The 20,977-nt window shown below is 63.1% G+C and carries 15 protein-coding genes; 5 read left to right on the top strand and 10 right to left on the bottom strand.

The genetic code is table 11. The annotated features are described in order from the left end of the window. Both BLW56_RS08540 and BLW56_RS08535 read right to left on the bottom strand, forming a co-directional pair. Nucleotides 1–1,308, bottom strand: coding sequence for an MFS transporter (locus BLW56_RS08540; protein ID WP_093510109.1), 1,308 nt, complete (start codon nucleotides 1,306–1,308; stop codon nucleotides 1–3). A 20-nt stretch (nucleotides 1,309–1,328) separates the two neighbouring features. Then, the gene (locus BLW56_RS08535; RefSeq protein WP_256203354.1) at nucleotides 1,329–2,120 is read right to left on the bottom strand and encodes a 2-keto-4-pentenoate hydratase; all 792 of its coding nucleotides are present in this window, start codon (nucleotides 2,118–2,120) and stop codon (nucleotides 1,329–1,331) included. A gap of 100 nt (nucleotides 2,121–2,220) precedes the next feature. Between BLW56_RS08535 and BLW56_RS08530 the strand changes: the two genes are divergently transcribed. Continuing rightward, on the top strand, nucleotides 2,221–3,717 hold the full coding sequence (locus BLW56_RS08530) for a UxaA family hydrolase (protein WP_093510107.1): 1,497 nt from the start codon (nucleotides 2,221–2,223) through the stop codon (nucleotides 3,715–3,717). Here BLW56_RS08530 and BLW56_RS08525 read toward each other — a convergent pair. Together BLW56_RS08525 and BLW56_RS08520 are read right to left on the bottom strand one after the other, a co-directional pair. Then, a complete protein-coding gene (locus tag BLW56_RS08525; RefSeq protein WP_093510869.1) occupies nucleotides 3,714–5,309 on the bottom strand; it encodes a family 43 glycosylhydrolase in 1,596 nt (531 codons plus the stop codon). The genes BLW56_RS08530 and BLW56_RS08525 overlap by 4 nt on opposite strands. Before the next feature lie 97 nt (nucleotides 5,310–5,406). Next, entirely contained in the window at nucleotides 5,407–8,232 is a 2,826-nt protein-coding gene (locus tag BLW56_RS08520; RefSeq protein ID WP_256203353.1) for a TonB-dependent receptor, read from the bottom strand. 259 nt (nucleotides 8,233–8,491) lie between these two features. Between BLW56_RS08520 and BLW56_RS08515 the strand changes: the two genes are divergently transcribed. From BLW56_RS08515 to BLW56_RS08505, 3 genes are read left to right on the top strand one after another with little or no spacing between them, the layout of a single operon-like run. Then, nucleotides 8,492–9,871 carry a pectate lyase family protein gene (locus BLW56_RS08515; RefSeq protein WP_093510105.1) on the top strand — a complete coding sequence of 460 codons (1,380 nt, stop codon included), beginning with the start codon at nucleotides 8,492–8,494 and terminating at the stop codon, nucleotides 9,869–9,871. Then, the gene (locus BLW56_RS08510; RefSeq protein ID WP_093510104.1) at nucleotides 9,868–10,269 is read left to right on the top strand and encodes a cupin domain-containing protein; all 402 of its coding nucleotides are present in this window, start codon (nucleotides 9,868–9,870) and stop codon (nucleotides 10,267–10,269) included. Before BLW56_RS08515 ends, BLW56_RS08510 begins: the two co-directional genes overlap by 4 nt. Further along, complete coding sequence (locus BLW56_RS08505) at nucleotides 10,266–11,240, top strand: alpha/beta hydrolase (RefSeq protein WP_093510103.1); 975 nt, start codon at nucleotides 10,266–10,268, stop codon at nucleotides 11,238–11,240. Before BLW56_RS08510 ends, BLW56_RS08505 begins: the two co-directional genes overlap by 4 nt. Here the strand turns inward: BLW56_RS08505 and BLW56_RS08500 are convergent. From BLW56_RS08500 to kduI, 4 genes are read right to left on the bottom strand one after another with little or no spacing between them, the layout of a single operon-like run. Continuing rightward, on the bottom strand, nucleotides 11,237–12,763 hold the full coding sequence (locus BLW56_RS08500; protein WP_177175882.1) for a carboxylesterase/lipase family protein: 1,527 nt from the start codon (nucleotides 12,761–12,763) through the stop codon (nucleotides 11,237–11,239). The genes BLW56_RS08505 and BLW56_RS08500 overlap by 4 nt on opposite strands. Continuing rightward, on the bottom strand, nucleotides 12,750–13,760 hold the full coding sequence (locus BLW56_RS08495; protein WP_093510102.1) for a sugar kinase: 1,011 nt from the start codon (nucleotides 13,758–13,760) through the stop codon (nucleotides 12,750–12,752). The genes BLW56_RS08500 and BLW56_RS08495 overlap by 14 nt, the downstream gene beginning before the upstream one ends. Nucleotides 13,761–13,769: 9 nt before the next feature. After that, the gene (gene kduD, locus BLW56_RS08490; protein WP_093510101.1) at nucleotides 13,770–14,525 is read right to left on the bottom strand and encodes a 2-dehydro-3-deoxy-D-gluconate 5-dehydrogenase KduD; all 756 of its coding nucleotides are present in this window, start codon (nucleotides 14,523–14,525) and stop codon (nucleotides 13,770–13,772) included. Beyond that, on the bottom strand, nucleotides 14,525–15,367 hold the full coding sequence (kduI, locus tag BLW56_RS08485) for a 5-dehydro-4-deoxy-D-glucuronate isomerase (RefSeq protein ID WP_093510100.1): 843 nt from the start codon (nucleotides 15,365–15,367) through the stop codon (nucleotides 14,525–14,527). Before kduI ends, kduD begins: the two co-directional genes overlap by 1 nt. A 168-nt stretch (nucleotides 15,368–15,535) precedes the next feature. Here kduI and BLW56_RS08480 point away from each other — a divergent pair, with 168 nt between their 5' ends. After that, nucleotides 15,536–16,591, top strand: a complete 1,056-nt coding sequence (locus BLW56_RS08480; RefSeq protein ID WP_093510099.1) for a LacI family DNA-binding transcriptional regulator — start codon at nucleotides 15,536–15,538, stop codon at nucleotides 16,589–16,591. A 3-nt stretch (nucleotides 16,592–16,594) separates the two neighbouring features. Here BLW56_RS08480 and BLW56_RS08475 read toward each other — a convergent pair whose 3' ends face one another. Further along, the gene (locus BLW56_RS08475; protein ID WP_143043415.1) at nucleotides 16,595–18,274 is read right to left on the bottom strand and encodes a hypothetical protein; all 1,680 of its coding nucleotides are present in this window, start codon (nucleotides 18,272–18,274) and stop codon (nucleotides 16,595–16,597) included. 73 nt (nucleotides 18,275–18,347) lie between these two features. Continuing rightward, entirely contained in the window at nucleotides 18,348–20,954 is a 2,607-nt protein-coding gene (locus tag BLW56_RS08470; protein WP_177175881.1) for a TonB-dependent receptor, read from the bottom strand. Nucleotides 20,955–20,977 lie beyond the last annotated feature (23 nt).

Raw genomic sequence — 20,977 nt, 5'->3', positions numbered from 1 at the left:
TCAGGCTTTGCTTTCGACGGTGACCGGCGCGAGGCGCGGGCTCAAAAGATGGATCGCCAGCACGGCAAGGAAATAAACGACCGTACAGGCAGCGAAGATCACCGTGTAATTGCCGCCCGTCGCATCGAGCACCAGCCCGGTCGATTTCGCCATGATCATCCCGCCGACGCCGCCCGCAAAACCGCCGAGCCCGATCACCGAACCGACCGCACGTTTGGGGAACATATCGGGCGGGATCGACAGGATCGTCGACGAAAAGGCCTGATGGCCCGCGAGCGCGATGCCGATCAGCACGACCGCGAGCCACATATTGTCGAGTCCCGAAACGAACAGCAAAGGCAGGACACAGCAACCCGCGCCGAGCATCGTCGCCTTACGCGCGAAATTGACACTGTGCCCAGTTTGGATCAGCTTCGACGACACCCAGCCGCCAAGGATGCTGCCAACGTCGGAGAGCAGATACATGATGATCATCGGCAGCAGCACGACCTTGAGATCGACATTGTAGGTGGTGCTGAAATATTTGGGCAGCCAGAAGAGCATCAGGAACCAGACCGGATCGGTCAGAAACTTGCCGGTCGCATAGGCCCAGGCTTCGCGCTTGGTGACGATCGCGCCCCAGCCGAGACGCTCGATCTTTTCGGGCGGGTCATGCTCGATCCATGCAAGTTCGGCATCGCTGACCTTCCCGCTCTCGCGCGGATTGCTGTAGAGCCAGAGCCAGAGCAGCAGCAGGATCACACCGAAAGCACCGGTGTAGATGAAGGTCTGGCGCCAGTCGAAGTCCATCCAGACCATGAACAGCCAGATTGTCGGCGCGGTCAGGATAACGCCGATCGTCGTCGCGCTATTGACCCAGCCGATCGCATAAGAGCGTTCCTTTTGCGGAAACCATTCGCTCGACGCACGCACGACCGACGGAAAATGCCCCGCCTCGCCGACGCCGAGGATGACGCGCGCCATCATGAAAGAGACCACCGACGAGGCGAAACCGTGCGCGACATGGCCGACGGTCCAGATACTGATCGCGATCGCGTAACCGACCTTCGGCCCGAAACGGTCGATCAGCCAGCCCATGAGCAGGAAGCCAAGCGCATAGGCGGCCTGAAAAGCGGTGACGATGTTGCCATAGTCATTCTCGCTCCACCCGAGTTCGGTTCCGAGTGTCGGTGCGAGCAAACCGAGCATGGTGCGGTCGATATAGTTGACCGTGGTCGCGGCAAACAGCACCGCGACGATCAGCCAGCGGCAACGTCCCGACTTCGGCACTGGCGCCGCCGTACCTCCGCCTGCGAATGCCTGTGCCATAAACCTCTCCCGTTTTTGCTTTAGTAGCTTTTGATCGAGCAGCTGACGCGGATTTTTCCGTCGAACAGTGCTTCGGCGCGCTGGCCGGGCCGGACTTCATGGATGCCGGTAATTGCCCCCGCCGACACCCAGGTGCCGGGCGGGATCGCGATACGGCGCGCGCGCAGGATGTCGATCAGGAACAGCGCCGAGCCGAAGGGGCCGTCGAGCATATTCTCCATCGTCGCCGCACCGACGGTTTCGCCATCGATCGCCATTTCAACCGGCATGCCGATGAGGTCAACGTCCTGCCAGTCGGGGATCGGCGGACCGAGGATCAGACCCTTGTTATTGCCATAGTCCGACGCGGTGACTGCGGGGCCGTGGCGATTGATCTCGGGAAAAGGCGAGCTCGCGATCTCGATGCCGGTTCGGACGTCGGCGATGCACTCGCGCACGCTGTCGATGTCATAGTCGCGTGTCCCGATATCACCGAAACAGAGCAACACCTCGGCCTCCGCCGCAGCGAACCCGTCGACATAGACCGGCATCACCGGATCGGCGGAGCCATCGAAAATCTCGTCGGTGAAGATCGGGCCGGTCAGGCGGTTGCGGCCGTAACGCTCAACGAGTTCGGGAGCGATTCGTCCCACCTTCCATCCGCCGACGCGGCGCCCGTCGAGTGCGATCGCGCTATCCTGGATCGCATAAGCCTCGGCCATCGTTTCCGGCATCGTGCCAGGATAGACGGTAAGCGGTGTCTTTCCCGCACGCGCGTCGATTAATGCACGCGCTACATTCTTTTGATCGCTTGTCGCCAGCATCTTTCTCATTTCCCTCTTCCGCGAAGCGGTGTAAGAGACACCGGTGTCAAAAGCAAGCAGTTATCAGATGTATGACAAATTACTTCGCCATGTCTGGCGCTGAGCGGCGATGATCGACCCGATCGAAACCCGCGCGGTTCGCGTCCATGACGCCGACAATGTCGTGACTGCGATTGCCGACATCGCGATGGGTGATCGGCTGTTTGCCGACGCCGACCTGCGAACCGCGGCCGCCGTGGGGCGCGGACACAAAATTGCCCTCGCCCCGATCGCGCAAGGCGCGGCGGTGATCAAATATGGCTTTCCGATCGGCATCGCGACCGCAGACATCGCACCGGGCGACCATATCCACAGCCATAATCTGGCGACGGCGCTGAATGGCGACGGCGATTATGTTTATCGCGTGGGAGCACCAGAAGCGGCGCCAGCAGCCGCGGTCTCCAATAGCTTTCGCGGCTATATCCGTCCCGACGGCCGCGTCGGGACGCGCAACGAAATCTGGATCCTGCCGACGGTTGGCTGCGTCGGCAACCTCGCCGCGCGCGTCGCGCGGATCGCGGGCGAACGCTATGCGGGGCGCATCGACGGGGTGCATGCCTTCAAACACCCATTTGGCTGTTCGCAGCTCGGCGACGATCTGGGCCATACGCGTGCGCTACTTGCAGCACTGGCGCAGCACCCCAATGCGGGCGGCGTGCTGATCGTCGGGCTGGGGTGCGAGAGCAATCAGCTCGGCGCATTGCTCGACCTGATCCCGGCCGAGCGCCACGCCCATATCCGCACCCTGTCGGCGCAGACGGTCGAGGATGACGAGGCGGCGTGCTTGACGCTGGTCGACGAGCTGGTCGCAGGCTGCGCCGACGCGCAGCGTAGCGAAGTGCCGCTGTCAGAACTGGTCCTCGGAGTGAAATGCGGCGGATCCGACGGCCTGTCGGGGCTGACCGCCAACCCGCTCGTCGGACGCATGGCGGATGCGGTCGCGGCGGCGGGCGGCAAGGTGGTACTGACCGAGATTCCCGAGATTTTCGGTGCCGAACAGGTGCTGATGGACCGCGCGATATCGCGCGAAGTGTTCGACGAGACGGTCCGGCTGGTGCAGGATTTCAAGGATTATTTCATCCGCAACGGCGAACCCGTGAGCGAGAATCCGTCGCCCGGCAATATTGCGGGCGGGATCACGACGCTCGAGGAAAAATCGCTCGGCGCGGTGCAAAAGGGGGGCAAAGTGCCCGTCGTCGACGTGCGGCGTTACGGCGGCGAAGCAACGCTCGCCGGGCTGACCCTGCTCGAAGCGCCGGGCAATGACGCGGTGTCGTCGACCGCGCTGACCGCGGCGGGCGCGACGATCATCCTGTTCACCACCGGCCGCGGAACCCCGCTCGGCTTTCCGGCGCCAACGCTGAAGATCGCATCGAATAGCGCGCTGGCGCAGCGCAAGACGGGCTGGATCGACTTCGACGCTGGGGCGGTGCTCGATGGGGGCTTCGACAGCGCATCGGACGCCTTGCTCGACCTGATCGCCGCCACCGCGTCGGGCGCGCCGACCAAAGCCGAAGCGAATGAAGAGCGCGATATCGCGATCTGGAAGTCGGGTGTGACGCTCTAGTCGAGCGCACGGAAGGTGAAATTGCAAAAACGCGCTTCGCCCTCCCCTGCCGAATAGAGGCCAGGGCGCAGCATCAGGAACCCACCGCGCACATTATGGTGGTATCCCGACACCTCCATGCCGCGATCGAAACGCGTCCACGTCTTCCCGCCGTCGCCGCTGGTATCATAGGTGACGATGTGGCGATCATTGGTGACGCGCATCCGCATGCGAGCCCCATGCGGATTGACCGGCCGCGCGCGTTCGATGCCATATTGGTGGGTCACGAAACGCTCGCCATCGAAGCCGAGCCCGCAATAGAGCCTCTCATCATAGAAAAGGATCAGCCCCGCGGTGCAGCCGGGCGCGATTTCGATATCGCATTCGAAGCGATAGGCCTGATCGCCCGCGATCAGCAGCAGGGGCGATGAATCGACCGGCGCCTTGCCGCGTCCCGTCAACACCAGCGCGCCGTCTTCGACGCGCGCGCGGCTGCGTTCGTCGGCCGCGGGCTTGAAGAAATTCCATTTCGCGCCAAGCGCGAGGCTGGTGAAATCGTCGGACAGCGCCATGCCGTGCGGTCCAGCCACCGTGCCCCCCTTCGGCTTTGCGATCGGCTGCGACAGGTCGCCGCCCTTCATGCGGAACCAGCCGTCGTCGGTCCATTCGATCGGGTCGAGCAACGCCTGTCGCCCGAGCGTCCAATATCCATTCTCGAATCCGTGATAGACGCTCCACCAATCGCCCGCCGGCCCCTCGACGAGCGTCGCATGGCCGCGCGACCACCATTTCTCCGCTACCGATTTGGTGTGGACGAGCGGGTTTGCGGGGCAATTCTCCCACGGCCCGTGGATCGATTTCGAGCGCGCGGCGATCACCATGTGGCCGGTCGGCGGACCCGCAGTGCCGCCAACCGCGGTGATCATGTAATAATAGTCGCCACGCCGCGTGATCTTCGGCCCTTCGGGCGCAAAGCCTTCGACCACCCAGTCGGCGGGGTAGCGCCAAGGGTCGTAGATATGCTCGGGCTCGCCGATGCGCGACAGGCCATCGTCGGACAGGCGGACGCGATCACCGCCCGACAGGAACAGCCAGCGCGACCCGTCTTCGCCGACCGCGTGGCCGGGATCGATATGATCGGGCAGCCCTAAGTCGATCGGCTCGCTCCACGGCCCCTCGATCCGGTCGGCCCAGATCACCCAGCTCGTGTTGGGACCCTTGGTCGGGATGTAGAGATAATAGCGGCCCTTGTGCTTGCACAGTTCGGGCGCCCAGACCGCCCCGATATTCTTCGTCAGCGCGGGGCCGATTGGCCGCCAGTTCACGAGATCGCGCGAATGCCAGATGACCAGCCCCGGATAGGAATCGAAGGTCGAGAAGGTCATATAATAGTCGGCGCCGTCCTTCAGGATCGACGGGTCGGGATGGTCGCCGGCCAAGATCGGATTGAGAAAGCGTCCGTCGCCAAGATCGGCCTTTCGCTGCCCGTCAAAGCCCTTCGCCCAAGCGGGCGCCGGGCCGGAAGAAGCGGGTGCCGACATGGAAAATGCCGCTGGCGCGCCAAGACCCGAGAGGCCGGTCGCGAGCAGGCCCGTTCCGGCAAGTTTGAGCATGTCGCGGCGATCGGTCACTGGTCTCTTCTCCCTCAAAAAAAGAAAGACCCGGCCCCCGCGTGCGGAAACCGGGCCTCACCGGGACTAACCCTTTGCGTCAGATCTTGACGCGCGCACCGAACAGGAAGGTGCGGCCGAAGTGGTTATTCTCGTAATTCCGATCGGCATCGATATCGGTGAAGCGATAGCGATACTCGTCGGTCAGGTTGATGCCTTCGACCGAGATTTCGATATTGTCGGTGATCGCATAGCGGACCGAGGCATCGACATTGATCGTCGAACCATAGCCTTCGAACACGTTACCGGTACCGCTATTGGCGTCGGCATAGCGGCTGCGATAGCTGACCGAGGCACGCGCGCTGAACTTGCCGTCGTCATAATAGAGCGTGCCGTTATAGGCGCGTTTCGACAGATTGAAGAGCGTACCGTTGCGCACCGCCGACACATTCGCGCCGCCCGGGACGATCGACGGGCCGGCGACCGTATAGTCGGCGTCCGAATCGACGTACGTCGCGTTCACGATGCCGCCGAAGTTCGACAGGAACCCGGGCAGGAATTTGAACGGCGCCTGCAGCGAGACTTCGATACCCTTGAGCTTCGCGCCCTCGCCATTGCCGATCGAGGTGATCGTCCAAAGCTGACCTTCGGGATTGATCGAGCCCGGGCTGCTCGGCGGGATCACCGACAGCGGCAGGCCAGTCGATGCGAAGGTGCCGCTCGCGGTCGTTGCGACCGGGAAGCTCGCGATGTCCTTCTTGAACAGCGCAACCGAGAAGATCGACTGCGGTGCAAAATACCATTCGAACGCGAGATCATAGGAGGTCGCGCGAAACGGATCGAGGAACGGGTTGCCGTAGTTGATGCGATAGTTGAACCCGTCGACGGATCCGCCCGGCGTCAGATTACCGAGCGTAGGACGCGTCATCACATCGGCAACCGCGGCGCGGATGATGATGTCCTCGTGCGGGAACAGCGCGAGGTTCATGGAAGGCAGCCAGTCTTCATAGCTGCGCTTCACCGTCACCGCCGCACCGCTATTGAGCCCGCTCGACGTCTGATCGGTGTGGACGTAGCGCACGCCGGCGTTGAGCGCATAGCGCAGGCCGGCGAGCTCGCCCTTGGCGTCGAACTGCAGATAGCCGCCCGTCACCTCTTCGCGCACGGCGCGGTTGTTGCCGGCGTCCACTGCGGCGACACGATCATAGAGTTTGGTGAAGGCCGTCGTCGCATCCAGATTGGCGACCAGCCATTCGGTCGTCGTGCCCGACGGCTGCCCCGCCTTGCCGAGGGTGAACAGGTCGGCGAGCCCCGAATTGACCGGGAAACCATATACCGCGGCGGGACCGAAGGCCGACGACGGCGAACAGGCGAGCGTGCCGAGGACGCGGTCGACCCCGCCGTTGCCGCACACGACGGTGTCACGCGTGAAGGCGATGCTGGCAAAGTCGAAGCGGCGGTAGACGCCGCCCGCCTTGACCGTGAAATCGTCGCTGATGTCCCATTCGGTGCGCAGTTGCACGGTGCGGAACTTGTTCTCGACCTCCGACGGGCGATCGCGGATTTCGGCGAGCTGGAAATTCGCCGGATTGGTCACGCTGGTGCCAAAGGTCAGCAACGGGCGTTCCATGTCGCTATAATCATAGCGATAGTCCTGCGCATCGCGATCGTCGAAGACGATGGTCGTTTCGAGCGGAATCGATGCCTTCGATTTCGACAGGCCGCCGAGCAGGGTGAAGCGGAACGTGTCGCTGACATCCTGATCCCACGTCGCGCCGACCTGCCAGAATTCGGTCTTTGCCTTGCGCAGATAATGTTCGGTGCGCACCCAAGCGTCGTCGAGCGTCGCCGAGATCATATTATTGTCGCCGTCGATTTCATAATCGCTGACGTTGATCGAGCGTTCGTTGCTGCGCAGCAGCACCTCGGCCCAACGCTCGCGGCGCTGATGCTTGAAGCTCGAATAGAGCCCGTCGAGCGAGATTTTGGTCGCATCGGACGGGGCGAACTGGATCGATCCGGTGATGCCGAGGCGTTTCTTGTCATGCGCAATTTCGCCATAACGCGGAATGCGCGGGTGGAAGGCGAGCGCGACCGCATCGCATGCTGCGCCGGGAATATAGGTGCCGCCCGAATTGGCGGCGGTCCAGCATGGCGTCCCGTCGACCGAGTCGAAACGCGCCTGCGCCCAACGCACACTGTTGTTGCCGAGTTCGAGGGTTTTCTGGTCCGAATAGGCGGCCGATACGGCCACGCCAAACGTGCCGGCATCGTTGGCCCAGCTCAGCAGGCCGGCAACGCGCGGCCCGACCTTCTCGGACAGATCATTATAGCTGCCCTGAGCCGACAGCGCGGCGGTGAAGCCACCTTTGCCGCCAAGCGGGTTGCCGGTGTTGAGATCGACCACCGCGCCCAGCGAGCCTTCGTCGAGTTCGGCCGAAGCCGTCTTGTGGACGACGATCGAACTGAACAGCTCGGAAGCGAAGACGTTGAAGTCGAACGCGCGGTCGCGGTTCGCCGATGCGCCGTCGGTCGAGGTCGCAACGGTTTCGAGTCCATTGACGCGAACGCGGGTAAATTGTGAGCCAAGGCCCCGCACCGTGATACCGCGGCCTTCGCCGCCGTCGCGCTGGATCGTGATACCCGGGATACGCTGAAGCGATTCGGCGAGATTCTGGTCAGGGAATTTGGCGATATCTTCGGCGACGATCGCATCGACCGCTGCGACCGACTCGCGTTTTACGTTGAGCGCGGCGCCCAACGAGGCGCGGAAGCCGGTGACGATGATCTCATCTTCGGCTGCGACAGTTTCGTCAGCAGCGACGGTGTCCTGCGCATAGGCCGGCGCGACCGCGATCACGGCAAGCGATGCGCCGCACGCCAGCCGGGTCAAAGTGCGAATGCTCCGCGTTGCATATATTGCCATTATCATCCTCCCTTATCGCCCCGTTGCCCCCGCTCGCGCAAGGAATGACACCGGTTACTTTGCTGGACAAAGCGATTTGGCATAGCGCTTCGTCCGTCGATTTTTCAGAGAGTAAGATGGCTCGTCGCTTGGCGCGATGAACCCGATCAGACCCTCTCCCTTGGAAATATTTTCTCGTTGACCGATTGGGGTAACCGGTGTCAGAAAGATTGCGGATTGCGACGAACATGTCAATACCCCAAAGATGAGGAGAGACAGGATGCCCAAAAAGCTTTGGATAACCGCGCTTTTTCTGGCCTTTAGCCTGTCGGCTGGCTCGGCGCTGGCGGCCGATCCCGCCCCGCTCGCCTTCCTTGGCGCGGTCGGTCCGGCGGGGCAGACTCCGGGCGGACGCGGCGGACAGATATTGCGTGTGACGACGCTCGCGCCCGACGGGCCGGGGTCTCTGAAGGCGGCAATCGAAACGCCGGGGCCGCGCATCGTCGTGTTCGAAGTCGGCGGCGTGATCGATATGGGCCGCGAGACGATCGAAATCAAACATCCCTATCTGACGATCGCCGGGCAAACCGCGCCCGGACCCGGCATCACGCTGATCCGCACCGGCATCGACGTGAAAACCCACGACGTGGTGATGCGGCATATACGCGTCTATACGGGAGTCGACGGCCAGCCAAAGCGCAGCGGATGGGAGGCGGACGCCTTCTCAACCGTCGGAGCGCACAATATCATCGTCGATCATTGCACCTTCCTGTGGGCAATCGACGAAAATATGTCGGCATCGGGACCCCGCTTCACCGGCAACAGCGTCGCCGAATGGCGCGAGGGGACGAGCAAGAATGTCACCTTCTCGAACAATCTTGCCGCCGAAGGCCTCGCCGATGCGAGCCATCCGAAGGGCGAGCACAGCAAAGGATCGCTGATCCACGACAATGCCACCGGCATCGTCTTTTACCGCAACGTCTGGGCGCACAATGTCGAGCGGAGCCCGTTGATCAAGGGCGGAGCGCAGGCGCTGATGATCAACAATCTGATCTACGACCCCGGCCACCGCGCGGTGCATTATAATCTGATGAACCTCGAATGGGTCGGGCATCCCTATGTCACCGGACAGATTACCGCGATCGGCAACGTCATGCGCGGCGGCAATAGCACCGACGAGGGGCTGCCTTTCCTGATGCTGGGCGGGGACGGCGATCTCGATTATTATGGCAAGGACAATCTGGCCGTCGATCGCCACGGCCAGCCGCTGCCCGAATTCGGTCGCTATGGCGAAACGCAGGCCAAGCTGATCCGCGCGAAGGCGCCGCTCGCGCCGATCGGGGGCTATCGCATCCTGCCGGTTCGCGACGTCGAAACCTCGCTGCTGGGCTCCGCCGGTGCGCGGCCATGGGCGCGCGATGCCGAGGAGATTCGTATCCTCTTCTTCATCGCCGAAGGCCGTGGCGGCATCATCGACGACGAAAAACAGGTCAGCGCTTATCCGAAGGTCGCTCCGCCGGTGCGCGCGCCGTTCGTCGAGGCCGACTGGGATATCGCGACGATGGAACCAAGATCGGGGACTTATCCGGCGCAGACGGCCCCGATGCCGCAGGAGCATCTGTCGGTGCGCGATATCGATTCGCGCGGAAATGTGAAATGAGCGCGCTTCTCGCTCTGTTGCTCAGTGGTGTCGCAGCTCCTGCGATGGTCGTGATCGACGAGGCAGCGACGACGCGCGAAGAAGCGCCACCGCACGGCGCGATCGGCATGTCGACGGCATACCGGATCAGCGATTCGGTCCCCGCGCCGCGTAGTTTCGAATTCCGCAAACGCGCGCTGCACGTCGGCGCGGCTATCGGGGTCCATCCGATCGACCATGACGAGATTTATTATGTCCTGTCGGGCACAGGCGTCGTCCATTCAGACGGCGAGGAGAAGGAATTGAAGGCCGGCACGGCTGCATGGCTCTATACCGGCGCGAAGGTCGGCATCCGCCAGACCGGCAGCGAACCGCTGGTGCTGATCATCGCCTATCCGAACAAGGCTCCAGGCAAATGACTTTCAACCGCCGCACGTTGCTGACAGCGAGCCTGGTGCTGCCGATCGCGAGCACCGCGGCAGCGAAGGAAGTATGGACGCGCCCGGCCGGCATGGCACCCGATACGAGCGCCGCACTCTGGCCGGAAGGCCATATCACCCCGCCGCCCGGCCTGATCGAACAGGTCGTCCAGCGCAGCGACGACCCGAACGCCAGCGACCGGATGCTGGAGAGAATCAGCCGTCCGCGGCTCGACATTTTCCGGCCAGCAAAGCCCAATGGCGCGGCGGTCATTCTCGCGCCCGGCGGCGGCTATCGCTATGTCGTGGTCGACAAGGAAGGCTATGAGCTGGCGCGATGGCTGCGTGATCGCGGGGTCACCGTCTACGTTCTCTTCTATCGCCTGCCCGGCGACGGCTGGACGAACGGCGCCGACGTGCCGCTCGCCGATGCGCAGCGCGCGGTACGGCTGGTACGCAGACGCGCGGGAACGGACGGCATCGATCCGGCGCGCGTCGTCTTCGGCGGCTTCTCGGCGGGTGGACAAGTCGCGACGAGCCTGCTCACGCGCTTCGACGCCAAAGCCTATGCGCCGATCGACGCCGCCGATACGCTATCCGCGCGTCCCGATGCGCTGGCCGCCATCTATCCGGTCGTGTCGATGGATCCCGCCATCGCCCATGCCGTTAGCCGCGAGAAACTGATCGGTGCAAACCCCGACGCCGCGCGTGAGGCACTCTATTCGCCCGAACGCAACACGCGCGCCGACCAACCGCCGCTCTGGCTGCTGCATGCCGAGGACGACAGCGTCGTAAAGGTCGACAATAGCGTGCGCCTGCGCGAAGCGACGCGTGCCGTGGGGGCTCCGGTCGAGGCACATTTCTTTGAGCGCGGCGCGCATGGTTTCGGGCTGATGAAGACCGCGGGGCTACCCGTTGCAATCTGGCCCGAGCTGCTGTGGAATTGGCTCGGCTCGCACAAGATCGTCTAACTGCCCGGCTGGATATAGGGTACGCGCGCGAACAGCTCGCGCTCCCACCGGCGCGGATCTTGTTCGACGCGGCTGACCATATCGAAGATCATCGTCTGGCGCTTGGCCAGATCATAGGCCGGCCAGCCGGGATTGCCGGTGCGCGCAAAGCGGACGAAGGCATCCATCACGCGATCGCTCATCGCCTGCTGCGCGGCGGTTGGATCGGGCACTGTTCCGAAACCGAGCGCAATATCGTCGGCATGTTTAGCGGCCTCGAAATCGAGCTGATAGACGAAGCCCGGATGGCCGGCGCGCGCACGCGCATCAGCCTCCTCGACCTGCCCTCGCCAGCTTCGCGCCGATGTGACGATGCGATGGAACAGATCGAGCGGCGCCGCTTCGGGATAGCGGCCGCGGAACTGGCTCACGACCCACGACGGTTCGATGTCGATGCGCATTTCCGGCGCGATCCGGGCCGCGAGATTGTCGAAGCTCAATCCCGCAAGCTGCTTGCCGTCGGGTGCGTAGAAGGCGCGCGTCTCCATCACCGTGTTGCCGAGCATCATTGGAAGTTCGAGTGACTGCGGCGCCGCGTCGGGCCAGAAGGGGTGGCGCACGAGATGCGTCATGTCGAGCACCGGCCCCATATAGACGCCGCCGCCGAGAATCGGATCGGTCGCCGAGAGCGCAGCGACGATTTGCTCGACCGGTGCGGTTACGGGGTCGACGTCTTTGCCGAGTTTGTCGAGAAACGCCTGCGCACGCCTGGTCGCATTGAGCGGACCCGAGGCGGTGACCTGCTGCCCGCTCATCGTGATCGCCTTGTGGAACAGATCCTTCGCTTCCGGCATCGCCATCAGCGTTGCGATCTTCGCGCCGCCTCCCGACTGGCCGAATACGGTAACATTGGCGGGGTCGCCTCCGAAGGCTGCGATGTTCCGCTGCACCCATCTGAGCGCGACAATCAGGTCGAGTTGACCCGCGTTGCCGCTGTCGGGAAAACGCGGGTCGAGCGCGGCGAGGTAAAGATAGCCGAATGCGTTCAGCCGATGGTTGACCGTCACCACGACGACATCGCCGCGCGCAGCCAACACGGCCCCGTCGTTGACCGGATCGGTTACGCTGCCGGTCGAATAGGCACCGCCGTGAAAATAGACCATGACCGGGCGTTTGGCGGGCTTTTCAATGTCGGGCGTCCAGACATTGAGGAACAGACAGTCCTCGTCCTGCGGCTGATAGCGTCTGCCCGTTTGGGGGCAGGCAGGACCAAAGACGTCACCCCGGAGTTGCTCGGCCTTCGTCACCGCGGCGGGCGCCCGGAAACGCTCGGCCCGACCATAGCGGATGCCTGTAAAAGCCCACGACCGGGCGTCGCCGAAGCTGCGATAAATACCCGAACGATAGGCGCCGTCGGAGGCACTCACCCCCCCGATATGTTGGACCGGCGTGAAGACCTCGGCCCGTGCGAAGGCGGAAAGGAGAAGCGAACTGCCGGCAGTTGCCAGAAGCCCGCGCCGGCCGATCGGGTCAGCGCCGGACATCAAGCCCGCCGCTGTGGAAGGCGTCGATATCCCCCTGTCCGAAGCGGCTGGCGTCGCCCGGCAGCGAATGTTTGAGACACGTCAGCGCGAGGCCCGATTCAGCCATTGCGCGCGCATCCCCGCCGCCCAGATGCGCGTGAAGCACGCCCGCAGCGAAAGCGTCACCCGCACCGATACGGTCGACGATGCCGGTGACGTCGATCTCGTCGGTCTGATGGCAACTATCGCGAAGGTCGACACGCGCGGCGATGCGGTGATGATCGGCGGTGACCGTATGCCGCGCGGTCGAGGCGATCAGCTTGAGGCTCGGGAAGGCGGCAAAGCCGGCTTCGGCCGCCTCGCGTCGCCGGTCTTCGCCCTCGCCGCTGAATTCCTTGCCCAGCACAAGTGAGAGATCGCGGTGATTGCCGAACAATATGTCAGCAATGCCGATCAGTTCGGACAGGGTCGCGCGCGGATCGCTGTCCCATGCCTCCCACAGCATCGCACGGTAATTGCCGTCGAAGCTGACGGGCACGCCGAGCCGTTTCGCCGCGCGCGCCGCCGCAAGCGCGGCTTCGGCCGAGCGTGGCCCGAGCGCGGGGGTAATGCCCGACAGGTGAAGCAGGCCGGCGCCAGCCAGTAGACGGTCGAAGTCATAATCATCAGGCCCGGTCGCAGCGAAGCTCGATCCCGCGCGGTCGTAAACGATCTCGGAGGCGCGGAGTCCTGCCCCGACGCTGAGAAAATAGAGTCCCATGCGTCCCGGAGAAGGGGTGACGGCGGTGCAATCGACGCCTGCGCCGCGCACCGCCGCCACTGCTCCGCGACCCAGAGCATTCGGGGGTATCTTGCCAACCATCGCGCAATCATGGCCGAGGTGCGCGAGACCGATGGCAACATTCGCTTCGGCACCGCCGACATGGAGTGCCAGCGAAGGCGACTGCATCAGCAGTTCGTTGCCCGGCGCGGTCAGGCGGATCAGCAGTTCGCCGAAAAAGACAAGGCGGCCGGTCATCGTCCGACGCTAGCGCGCGAGCCAGCCGCCGTCGACGGCGAGAATATGGCCCTGCACATAGTCCGACGCCGACGAGGCGAGGAAGACCGCCGCGCCGCCGATGTCGCTCGGGTCGCCCCAGCGTCCCGCAGGGATGCGCTCCATGATCTGGCGGTTGCGCGTCTCGTCGCCCTGCAGCGCGGCAGTGTTGTTCGTCGCGATATAGCCGGGCGCGATCGCATTGACCTGAACCCCCTTTGCCGCCCATTCGTTCGCGAGCAGCTTGGTAAGCCCGCCGACGCCCGATTTCGACGCGGTATAGCTCGGCACGCGGATGCCGCCCTGAAAGGTCAGCATCGAGGCGATGTTGATGATCTTGCCCGAACCGCGTGCGATCATATGCCTGCCGACCGACTGACAGAGGAAGAAGAGCGTCTTGAGATTGGTGTCCATTACCGCGTCCCAGTCGGCCTCGGTGAAATCGACCGCGTCGGCGCGGCGGATGATGCCGGCATTGTTGACGAGGATGTCGATGCGCCCGAACTCGGCGAGCACCGCGTCGACGAGCGGCTGCACCGCGCCGACGCTCGACAGGTCGGCGGCGAAATTCTCGGCCCTACGGCCGAGGCCGCGCACCTTGCCGACGGTCTCGTCGGCCGCCGAGCGGCCCGCCGCAGCGATGTCGGCGCCCGCTTCGGCGAGCGCGACCGCAATCCCCTGCCCGATTCCGGTGTTGGCGCCGGTAACAAGCGCGACCTTGCCCGAAAGATCGAACGGGCCCGCCATTACGACAGCTGACAGATGTCGAGGACGTTCATGTCGGTATAATCCTGATTCTCGCCCGCCATCGCCCAGATGAAGGCATAGGATTTGGTGCCCGCGCCCATGTGGATCGACCAGGGCGGCGAGATCACCGCTTCCTCATTCTGCATCACAATGTGGCGGGTGGCTTCGCCTTCGCCCATGAAATGCATCACGCGGTCGCTATCGAGATTGTCGAGTTCGAAATAGAAATAAATCTCGCTGCGACGCTCGTGGATGTGCGGGGGCATCGTATTCCAGACGCTGCCTTCCTTGAGCACGGTGAGGCCCATGACGAGCTGCGCGCTGTCGCAGACACCGGGAATGACGAGCTGGAAGATCGTGCGCTCGTTCGACTCGGCAAGGCTGCCGCGATCAAGTGCATTGGCGTCGGCGATGCCGAGCTTGCGCGTCGTGAACGCCTTGTGCGCCGGGCATGACGCCAGATAATAGCGCGCGCCTGCGCCCGCGAACTCGACGTCCTTCGCGCCCATCGTCACATAGAGGCAATCCTTGTTGCCGAGCGTGAAGCTCTCGCCATCGACGGTGACCGTGCCCTCGACCGACGAGACGTTGACGATCGCAAGTTCGCGGCGCTCGAGAAACGGATGCCCTGCTGCCGACGGCGGCTCGCTCTGCGCGGGAAGCTTGACCGGTGCCGAACCGACGGCAACCCCGCCAATCACGAAGCGATCAGCGTGAGTATAGTTGAGGACGCATTCGCCGGTACGGAACAGGTTCTGGATCAGATAACGATCACGAAGCTCCGCATTCGACACCTCCTCCATCATCACGGGATGGGTGGCGTAATAGGTCTTGGAAAACATGATGGCATCCTCGCTGGATATTTCTGGCTTGTCGTCTTGCTAGATTTGATGGTAACCGGTGTCAAGAGGTGTTGGCGCCCCCGCCGAGCGGTTGATTTTACAGTTCCGAGCGCCCATCAGCATCGAAAGCGCGAGCCGGACCAGAGGTTTGCAGAGGAAAGACAGAATATGGCGGCACAGAATAAGGGGCCGGGGGGCAAGCAACCGACGATCAATGACGTCGCGGCGCTTGCGGGGGTTTCGAAAAAGACCGTGAGCCGGGTGATAAACCGGTCCGAATTCTTGACCGACAAGACGCGCGCGGCGGTCGAAAAGGCGATTGAACAGCTGGGGTTCGTACCCAATCCGCAGGCGCGCGCGCTCGCCTTTCGCCGCAACTTCCTGATCGCCTTGCTGCACGACAATCCGAACGCGCAGACCGTGCTGAACTTTCAGCGGGGTGTGCTCGACGCGATCAAGGACAGCGACCTTGCGCTGCTCGTCCGTCCGGTCGATCGCGGCTCGGACAAGATGCTCGACGATGTTCGCATCTTCCTCGAAAAGCAGCGCCCGATCGGCGCGATGCTGTTGCCGCCAATTTCGGAAAATGACGATCTTGCCGCGCTCTGCGAGGATCTGGGCGTGCGCTATGTCCGTATCGGGTCCGCACGGATCGACGATGCGAAACATTGCATTTCGTCGAACGACCGCGAGGTGGTTTCCGAAGCGGTACGCGGACTGATCGCGCTTGGTCACCGCCGCATCGGCTTCGTACGCGGCCCTGTCGGCTTCCGCTCGGCCGCCGAACGCGAAGAGGGCTTCCGCGAGGCGCTCACCGAGGCGGGCCTCGACCTGCCCGCCGAACTCTATGCGCCGGGCAACTACCGCTATACCGCGGGGATCGAGGCGGGCGAAGCCCTGCTCTCGTTGTCCGCACCGCCGACGGCGGTCTTCTGCTCGAACGACGAGATGGCGGCGGGCGTGATGAGCGTCGCGCATGGCAAGGGCATCAAGGTGCCCGGCGAATTGTCGATCATCGGTTTCGACGACAGCCCGACCGCGACGCATATCTGGCCCGCGCTGAGTACAGTACGCTGGCCGATCCGCGAAATGGGAATCCGCGCCGCGCAGACGCTCGTTCCCGACTTCCTCGGCCCCGGCGCCAAGGGCGGTGACGACGAGAGCAATATGCTCCCCTCGACCTTCGTCGAACGGCAATCGGTTGCCGCGCCGCCGGCAAGCTAACTTTCAGCGCCGCCGACGCGCGAGCTGATATTCGTAAAGCGACGGCGCCGCATCGATCGCCTGCCCGGTCAACTCGATATAGGGTGCGGGATTATAGCTGACACTGATCTTGCGGTTCGCGTGGAGGCCGACGATCCGCTCGCCCGGTCCTTCGAGGCCGCTGGTGATCGCGACCGTCGCATCGGCGGGTACGCTGTCCGGCATGATCAGCTTCGCGTTCCACAGCGTGTTGTAAAGACCGTGCCCCGGCTTCCAATAGGGTGCTCCGCCGCCAACCCAGAGCTGGTATTGCCAGCCATCCTTGCCCTGCTTCGGATCGATATGCATCTCGATCGCATCGAACAGATTCTGGTGGTTCGATCCGCTGTGCTGGTCGATGATCGCGTCGCGGTCGATGACCGAACGCAGGAACACCGAACGCGTCGAGCGCGTGTTGATGCTGACCGGATGGACCACCGGATTCTCGACCTTCAGATCCTTGACGAGCACATTGTGCACCGCCCCGACATGCACCGAATAATGCGCGCGGCGGTCACCTGTCGTGGTCACATCGGCGATCGTCAGGCTCGCGGCATTGTCGGTGAGAATGCCGCTGTCCGACCGGTCGATCGTCAGCTTCCTGACCCAGCCGTCGAACACGCCAGTCATATAGATGCCGTTATAGCCCTGTTCTAGATGGTGACCGAAGGCGGGCGCCTTGGGGAATTGCAGCCGCAGATTCTGGATACCGACGTTCGTCAGATGCTTCCAGTCGGCGATCACCGCGGGCTGGTCGGCTCGTACATCGTGGAGCAGCGGATCGCCGAGCGTCATCGTCTTGCCACGCACCGCGATGACACGCGTAGCCTGCACGACGACCGGCCGGTTCGGTGATGTCCAATGGTGCGAACCGATCGGCAGGTCGGTGTCGCCATAGAGCGATTTCAATATCCGGCTCTTCGGTCCGTCGACCGAAAACCATTGCAGTTGCACGACGTCACCGACCTTGAGCTTTGCCGCATTATCGACCGTCAGGGTGCGCGCGAACTGTTTACCCGACACGCCGTTCGCAAGCACCGGGTCGCGGACATCCTTGGCGCCGTCGTAAGAGACCGGCCGGCTCTTTTCGGGCGCAACGAGGATCATCCCGCCCGCCCAGCTATATTCGGTAAAGAGATAATCAATATTATGCTCGGACTCGACCTGCTGCTTCTTCTCGCGCACCAGATATTCGCGCAGCTCGTCATAATCGTGGCTTTTGTCGATGAGCTTCAGCGGGCGCGGGAACCAGAGCTCGCTGCCGCCCGGCCCGTTGCCCGCACCGTCGAGGACGATGTTGCTGCGCGTTATGCGGAGCACTTCGGTAATCTGCGTCCGTCCCTTGGGAAAGCGTAGTGTGACCTTGCCCTTCACGGCGTTTGCAGCGGCGAGCGCGCGCAGCACAGCTTTCGTATCGTCGAGGCCGTCGTCGGGGATCGCGCCGTGGTCGGTCACATCGATGATCGTACCCACGTCGGCGGGGATCGGCGCAAGCCCGAAACCATAGCCGGCATAGCTGAAATCGGGCAACGGGTTGGCCGCCACTGTCTTGGGATCCGACAGGATCTTGGGCAATTTTGCCGGTTGCGCCTGAACCGGAAGCGTCATCACCGCGCCAAGCGCCAGAACCGATACTAGGCGCGCGCGCCGACCACCCAAAATCATAATCCAATACACTCCCTGCGGCCCGTTTGGCATGACGGCGAGCGACCCGCACCGTCATGCCGGGGACCTCATTCTAAAACTTAGCGCGCACGCCGACCGAGAAACGCCGCTCGGACAAGGCGTAGCTGTTGAGCGCCGTCGTGTTGAAATTGCTATATTCGGTCGTAGCCGATTTTTTCGGCATCAGATTCTGCGCCTGCAGCGACAACGCGATATTCTTCGTGATGTCGAGTCCGACCTGCGCATCGAGCTGTGAGCGCGAACCGACGAAGCTCGGGCGCCCTTCGGAGAATTCGAACACTGCCTCGTCGCGGTAGTTATAGGCGATGCGCGCCGAGAAGGGGCCCTTCTCATACAGGCCGACAAGATTGTAGCTGTTCTTCGACATCGCGACGAGCGGGAAGCCCGCGCTGTCTTCCGAATCCGAATAGGTGTAGTTCGCGATCACGCCGAAGCCGTCGAGCGGCGAGGGCAGGAAATCGAAGAACTGCTGGATGCCGATTTCGAACCCCTTTATCTTCGCGCTCGACAGATTTTCGGGGCGTGAGAAGGTCAACTCGCGACCCTGCGGATCAAGCGTGGTGTCGATGCCCGTGGTGACGAAGCTCGCGATGAAATTCTTGACGTCCTTGTAGAAGACGGCGCCCGAGATCAGCGAGCTCTTGCCCGTATAATATTCGAAGCTGACATCGGCCTGCGTCGAGATCGGCGGTTCCAGATTCACGTTGCCACCGGTCACCGACAGGTTGGTCGCGTTGAAGAAGGTCGAAGGCGCGAGGTCCGCGATCGACGCGCGCTGCATCGTCTGCGACCCCGATACGCGGATCAGGAAATCGTCGGTGACGTTGAAGGCGATATTCGCGCTGGGCAATATGTTCGTATAGCGGTTCTTGTCGTTGCGCAGCGTGCTGACGGTGCCGACATTGACATAGGAATCGACTGACAAGCGCGTCGCGGCGATGCGGACGCCGGCGTTCGCCTTGTATGGAATACCCGCGATCTCGCCCTCGCCCGACACCATCAGATAACCCGCGAGCGTCTTTTCACTGAAGTCATAATCGCGCTGGAGATTGGGCAGCAAGGTCGAGCGACCGTTCGGATCGGGATTGGGCTCCGCCGCCTGTGCGCGGTTGAAAATATAATCATAAGTCGGCGACAGGCTGAGGAAATCGCGCGGAAAATTGCCGGCGATATCTGGCACGAAGCCACTGATCGGTTTCAAAAACGGCTCGATCTCACTGCGGGTCGGGGTGACCTGGCTGCGGAACGCATTCGAGCGGGCGTGAAGGTCCGTATAGCGCACTCCGGCCGCGATCGTCACGCCGCCGCCGGTTTCGTAGCTGACATCGAGCTTGCCCGTCCATTCCTCTAGCAGGCCGATCAAGCGGTTGCTGCGCACGCCGTTGGTCGCCGGATTATAGGAATCATAATTGGTCGGATCGAAGGTTCCACCCAGCGTCAGCGACGGAACCTTCGTATCGCGAAAATCAAAGGCGCCGGGGACAAGCGCGGTGCCCTGCAATGTGATGATCTGGATCGTCTGGTCGATCGTACCCTTGCTGTAATAGCCGTCGGCCTCGATCGTCAGCCCATTGTCGCCCTCATATTTGCCGTTGAGGCCATAGAGGAAGCTTTCGGTCGGCTCGTTGCGGATCTGCCCCGCGGTGGTGACGGTGCCGTTGGCGTTGCCCGCGACGACCATGCCATCCTCGACGACGCGATTGGTGACGGGGTTCGCGCCTGTGGGTAGGCGGAAGGCAAAGAAATCCTGACGGCGCCCGGTCTTGAGCTTCGAATAGAGCGCGTCGGCAGTGATGGTGAATTCAGGCGTTACCTCGAACTGGATCGCGCCGTTGAGGCCGAGGCGTGAGCGGTCGACCGTGAATTGCTCATATTGCAGTAACGTGGGGGTCGGGATCGCGCCCCCGCCTGTACCCGTGTAGGTGCGGTTGAGGAAATTGTTGCGTTCGAACGTCTGGGTGCTCGAAGTGCGCTTCTGATATTCGCCCGCAAGCATGACGCCGATGCGACCGTCGGCGAATTTCGTCGTTGCAAAGCCGGTGATCGCGGGTTCGAACTTGTCCGAATTTTCCGAATAGGTTCCCTGCGCGCGGACCGAGATCGTCGCCTCCTTGAACGACAGGGGCTTGGGCGTGACGAGATTGACTGTGCCTCCAAGGCCTCCTTCGGCGTCGCTCGCAACCGGCGATTTGCGAACCTCAAGCCGGCCGAACAGGCCCGACGGCACCGAATCGAGTCCCGACGAGCGCCCGAGCTGGTCATTTTCGGGTGGCGACAGGCGCGCCGACCAGCCGAGCAGCGTGCGGCCGTCGACCTCGACACGGACCTGCTGAAGCCCGCGCACCGAGACGGACTGGCCTTCGCCAAAGACGCGAGTGATCTGGACGCCGGTGACGCGCTGGAGCGCTTCGGCGACATTCGCATCGGGAAGTTTGCCGACATCTTCGGCGGTGATCACGTCCATCACCTGCCCGGCTTCGCGCTTGATATCGGCGGCACGCTCGAGCGAGGCGCGGATACCGGTGACGACGATCGCATCCTCGTCCGCCGGAGCCGCCGTATCCTGCGCATATGCCGGCGACATAGCCAGCGCCGCGAGCGATGCGCCGCCCGCCAATCTCGCCAATGCCCGGATGCCCCGCCTCGCCTGAATAGCCATTTTCATCCTCCCACCCGGCGCCG

It is taken from the genome of Sphingopyxis sp. YR583 (genome assembly GCF_900108295.1).
Classification (GTDB): Bacteria; Pseudomonadota; Alphaproteobacteria; order Sphingomonadales; family Sphingomonadaceae; genus Sphingopyxis.
The sequence above is the reverse complement of the archived record's forward strand: the minus strand, read 5'-3'. Positions and strand labels throughout refer to the sequence as shown.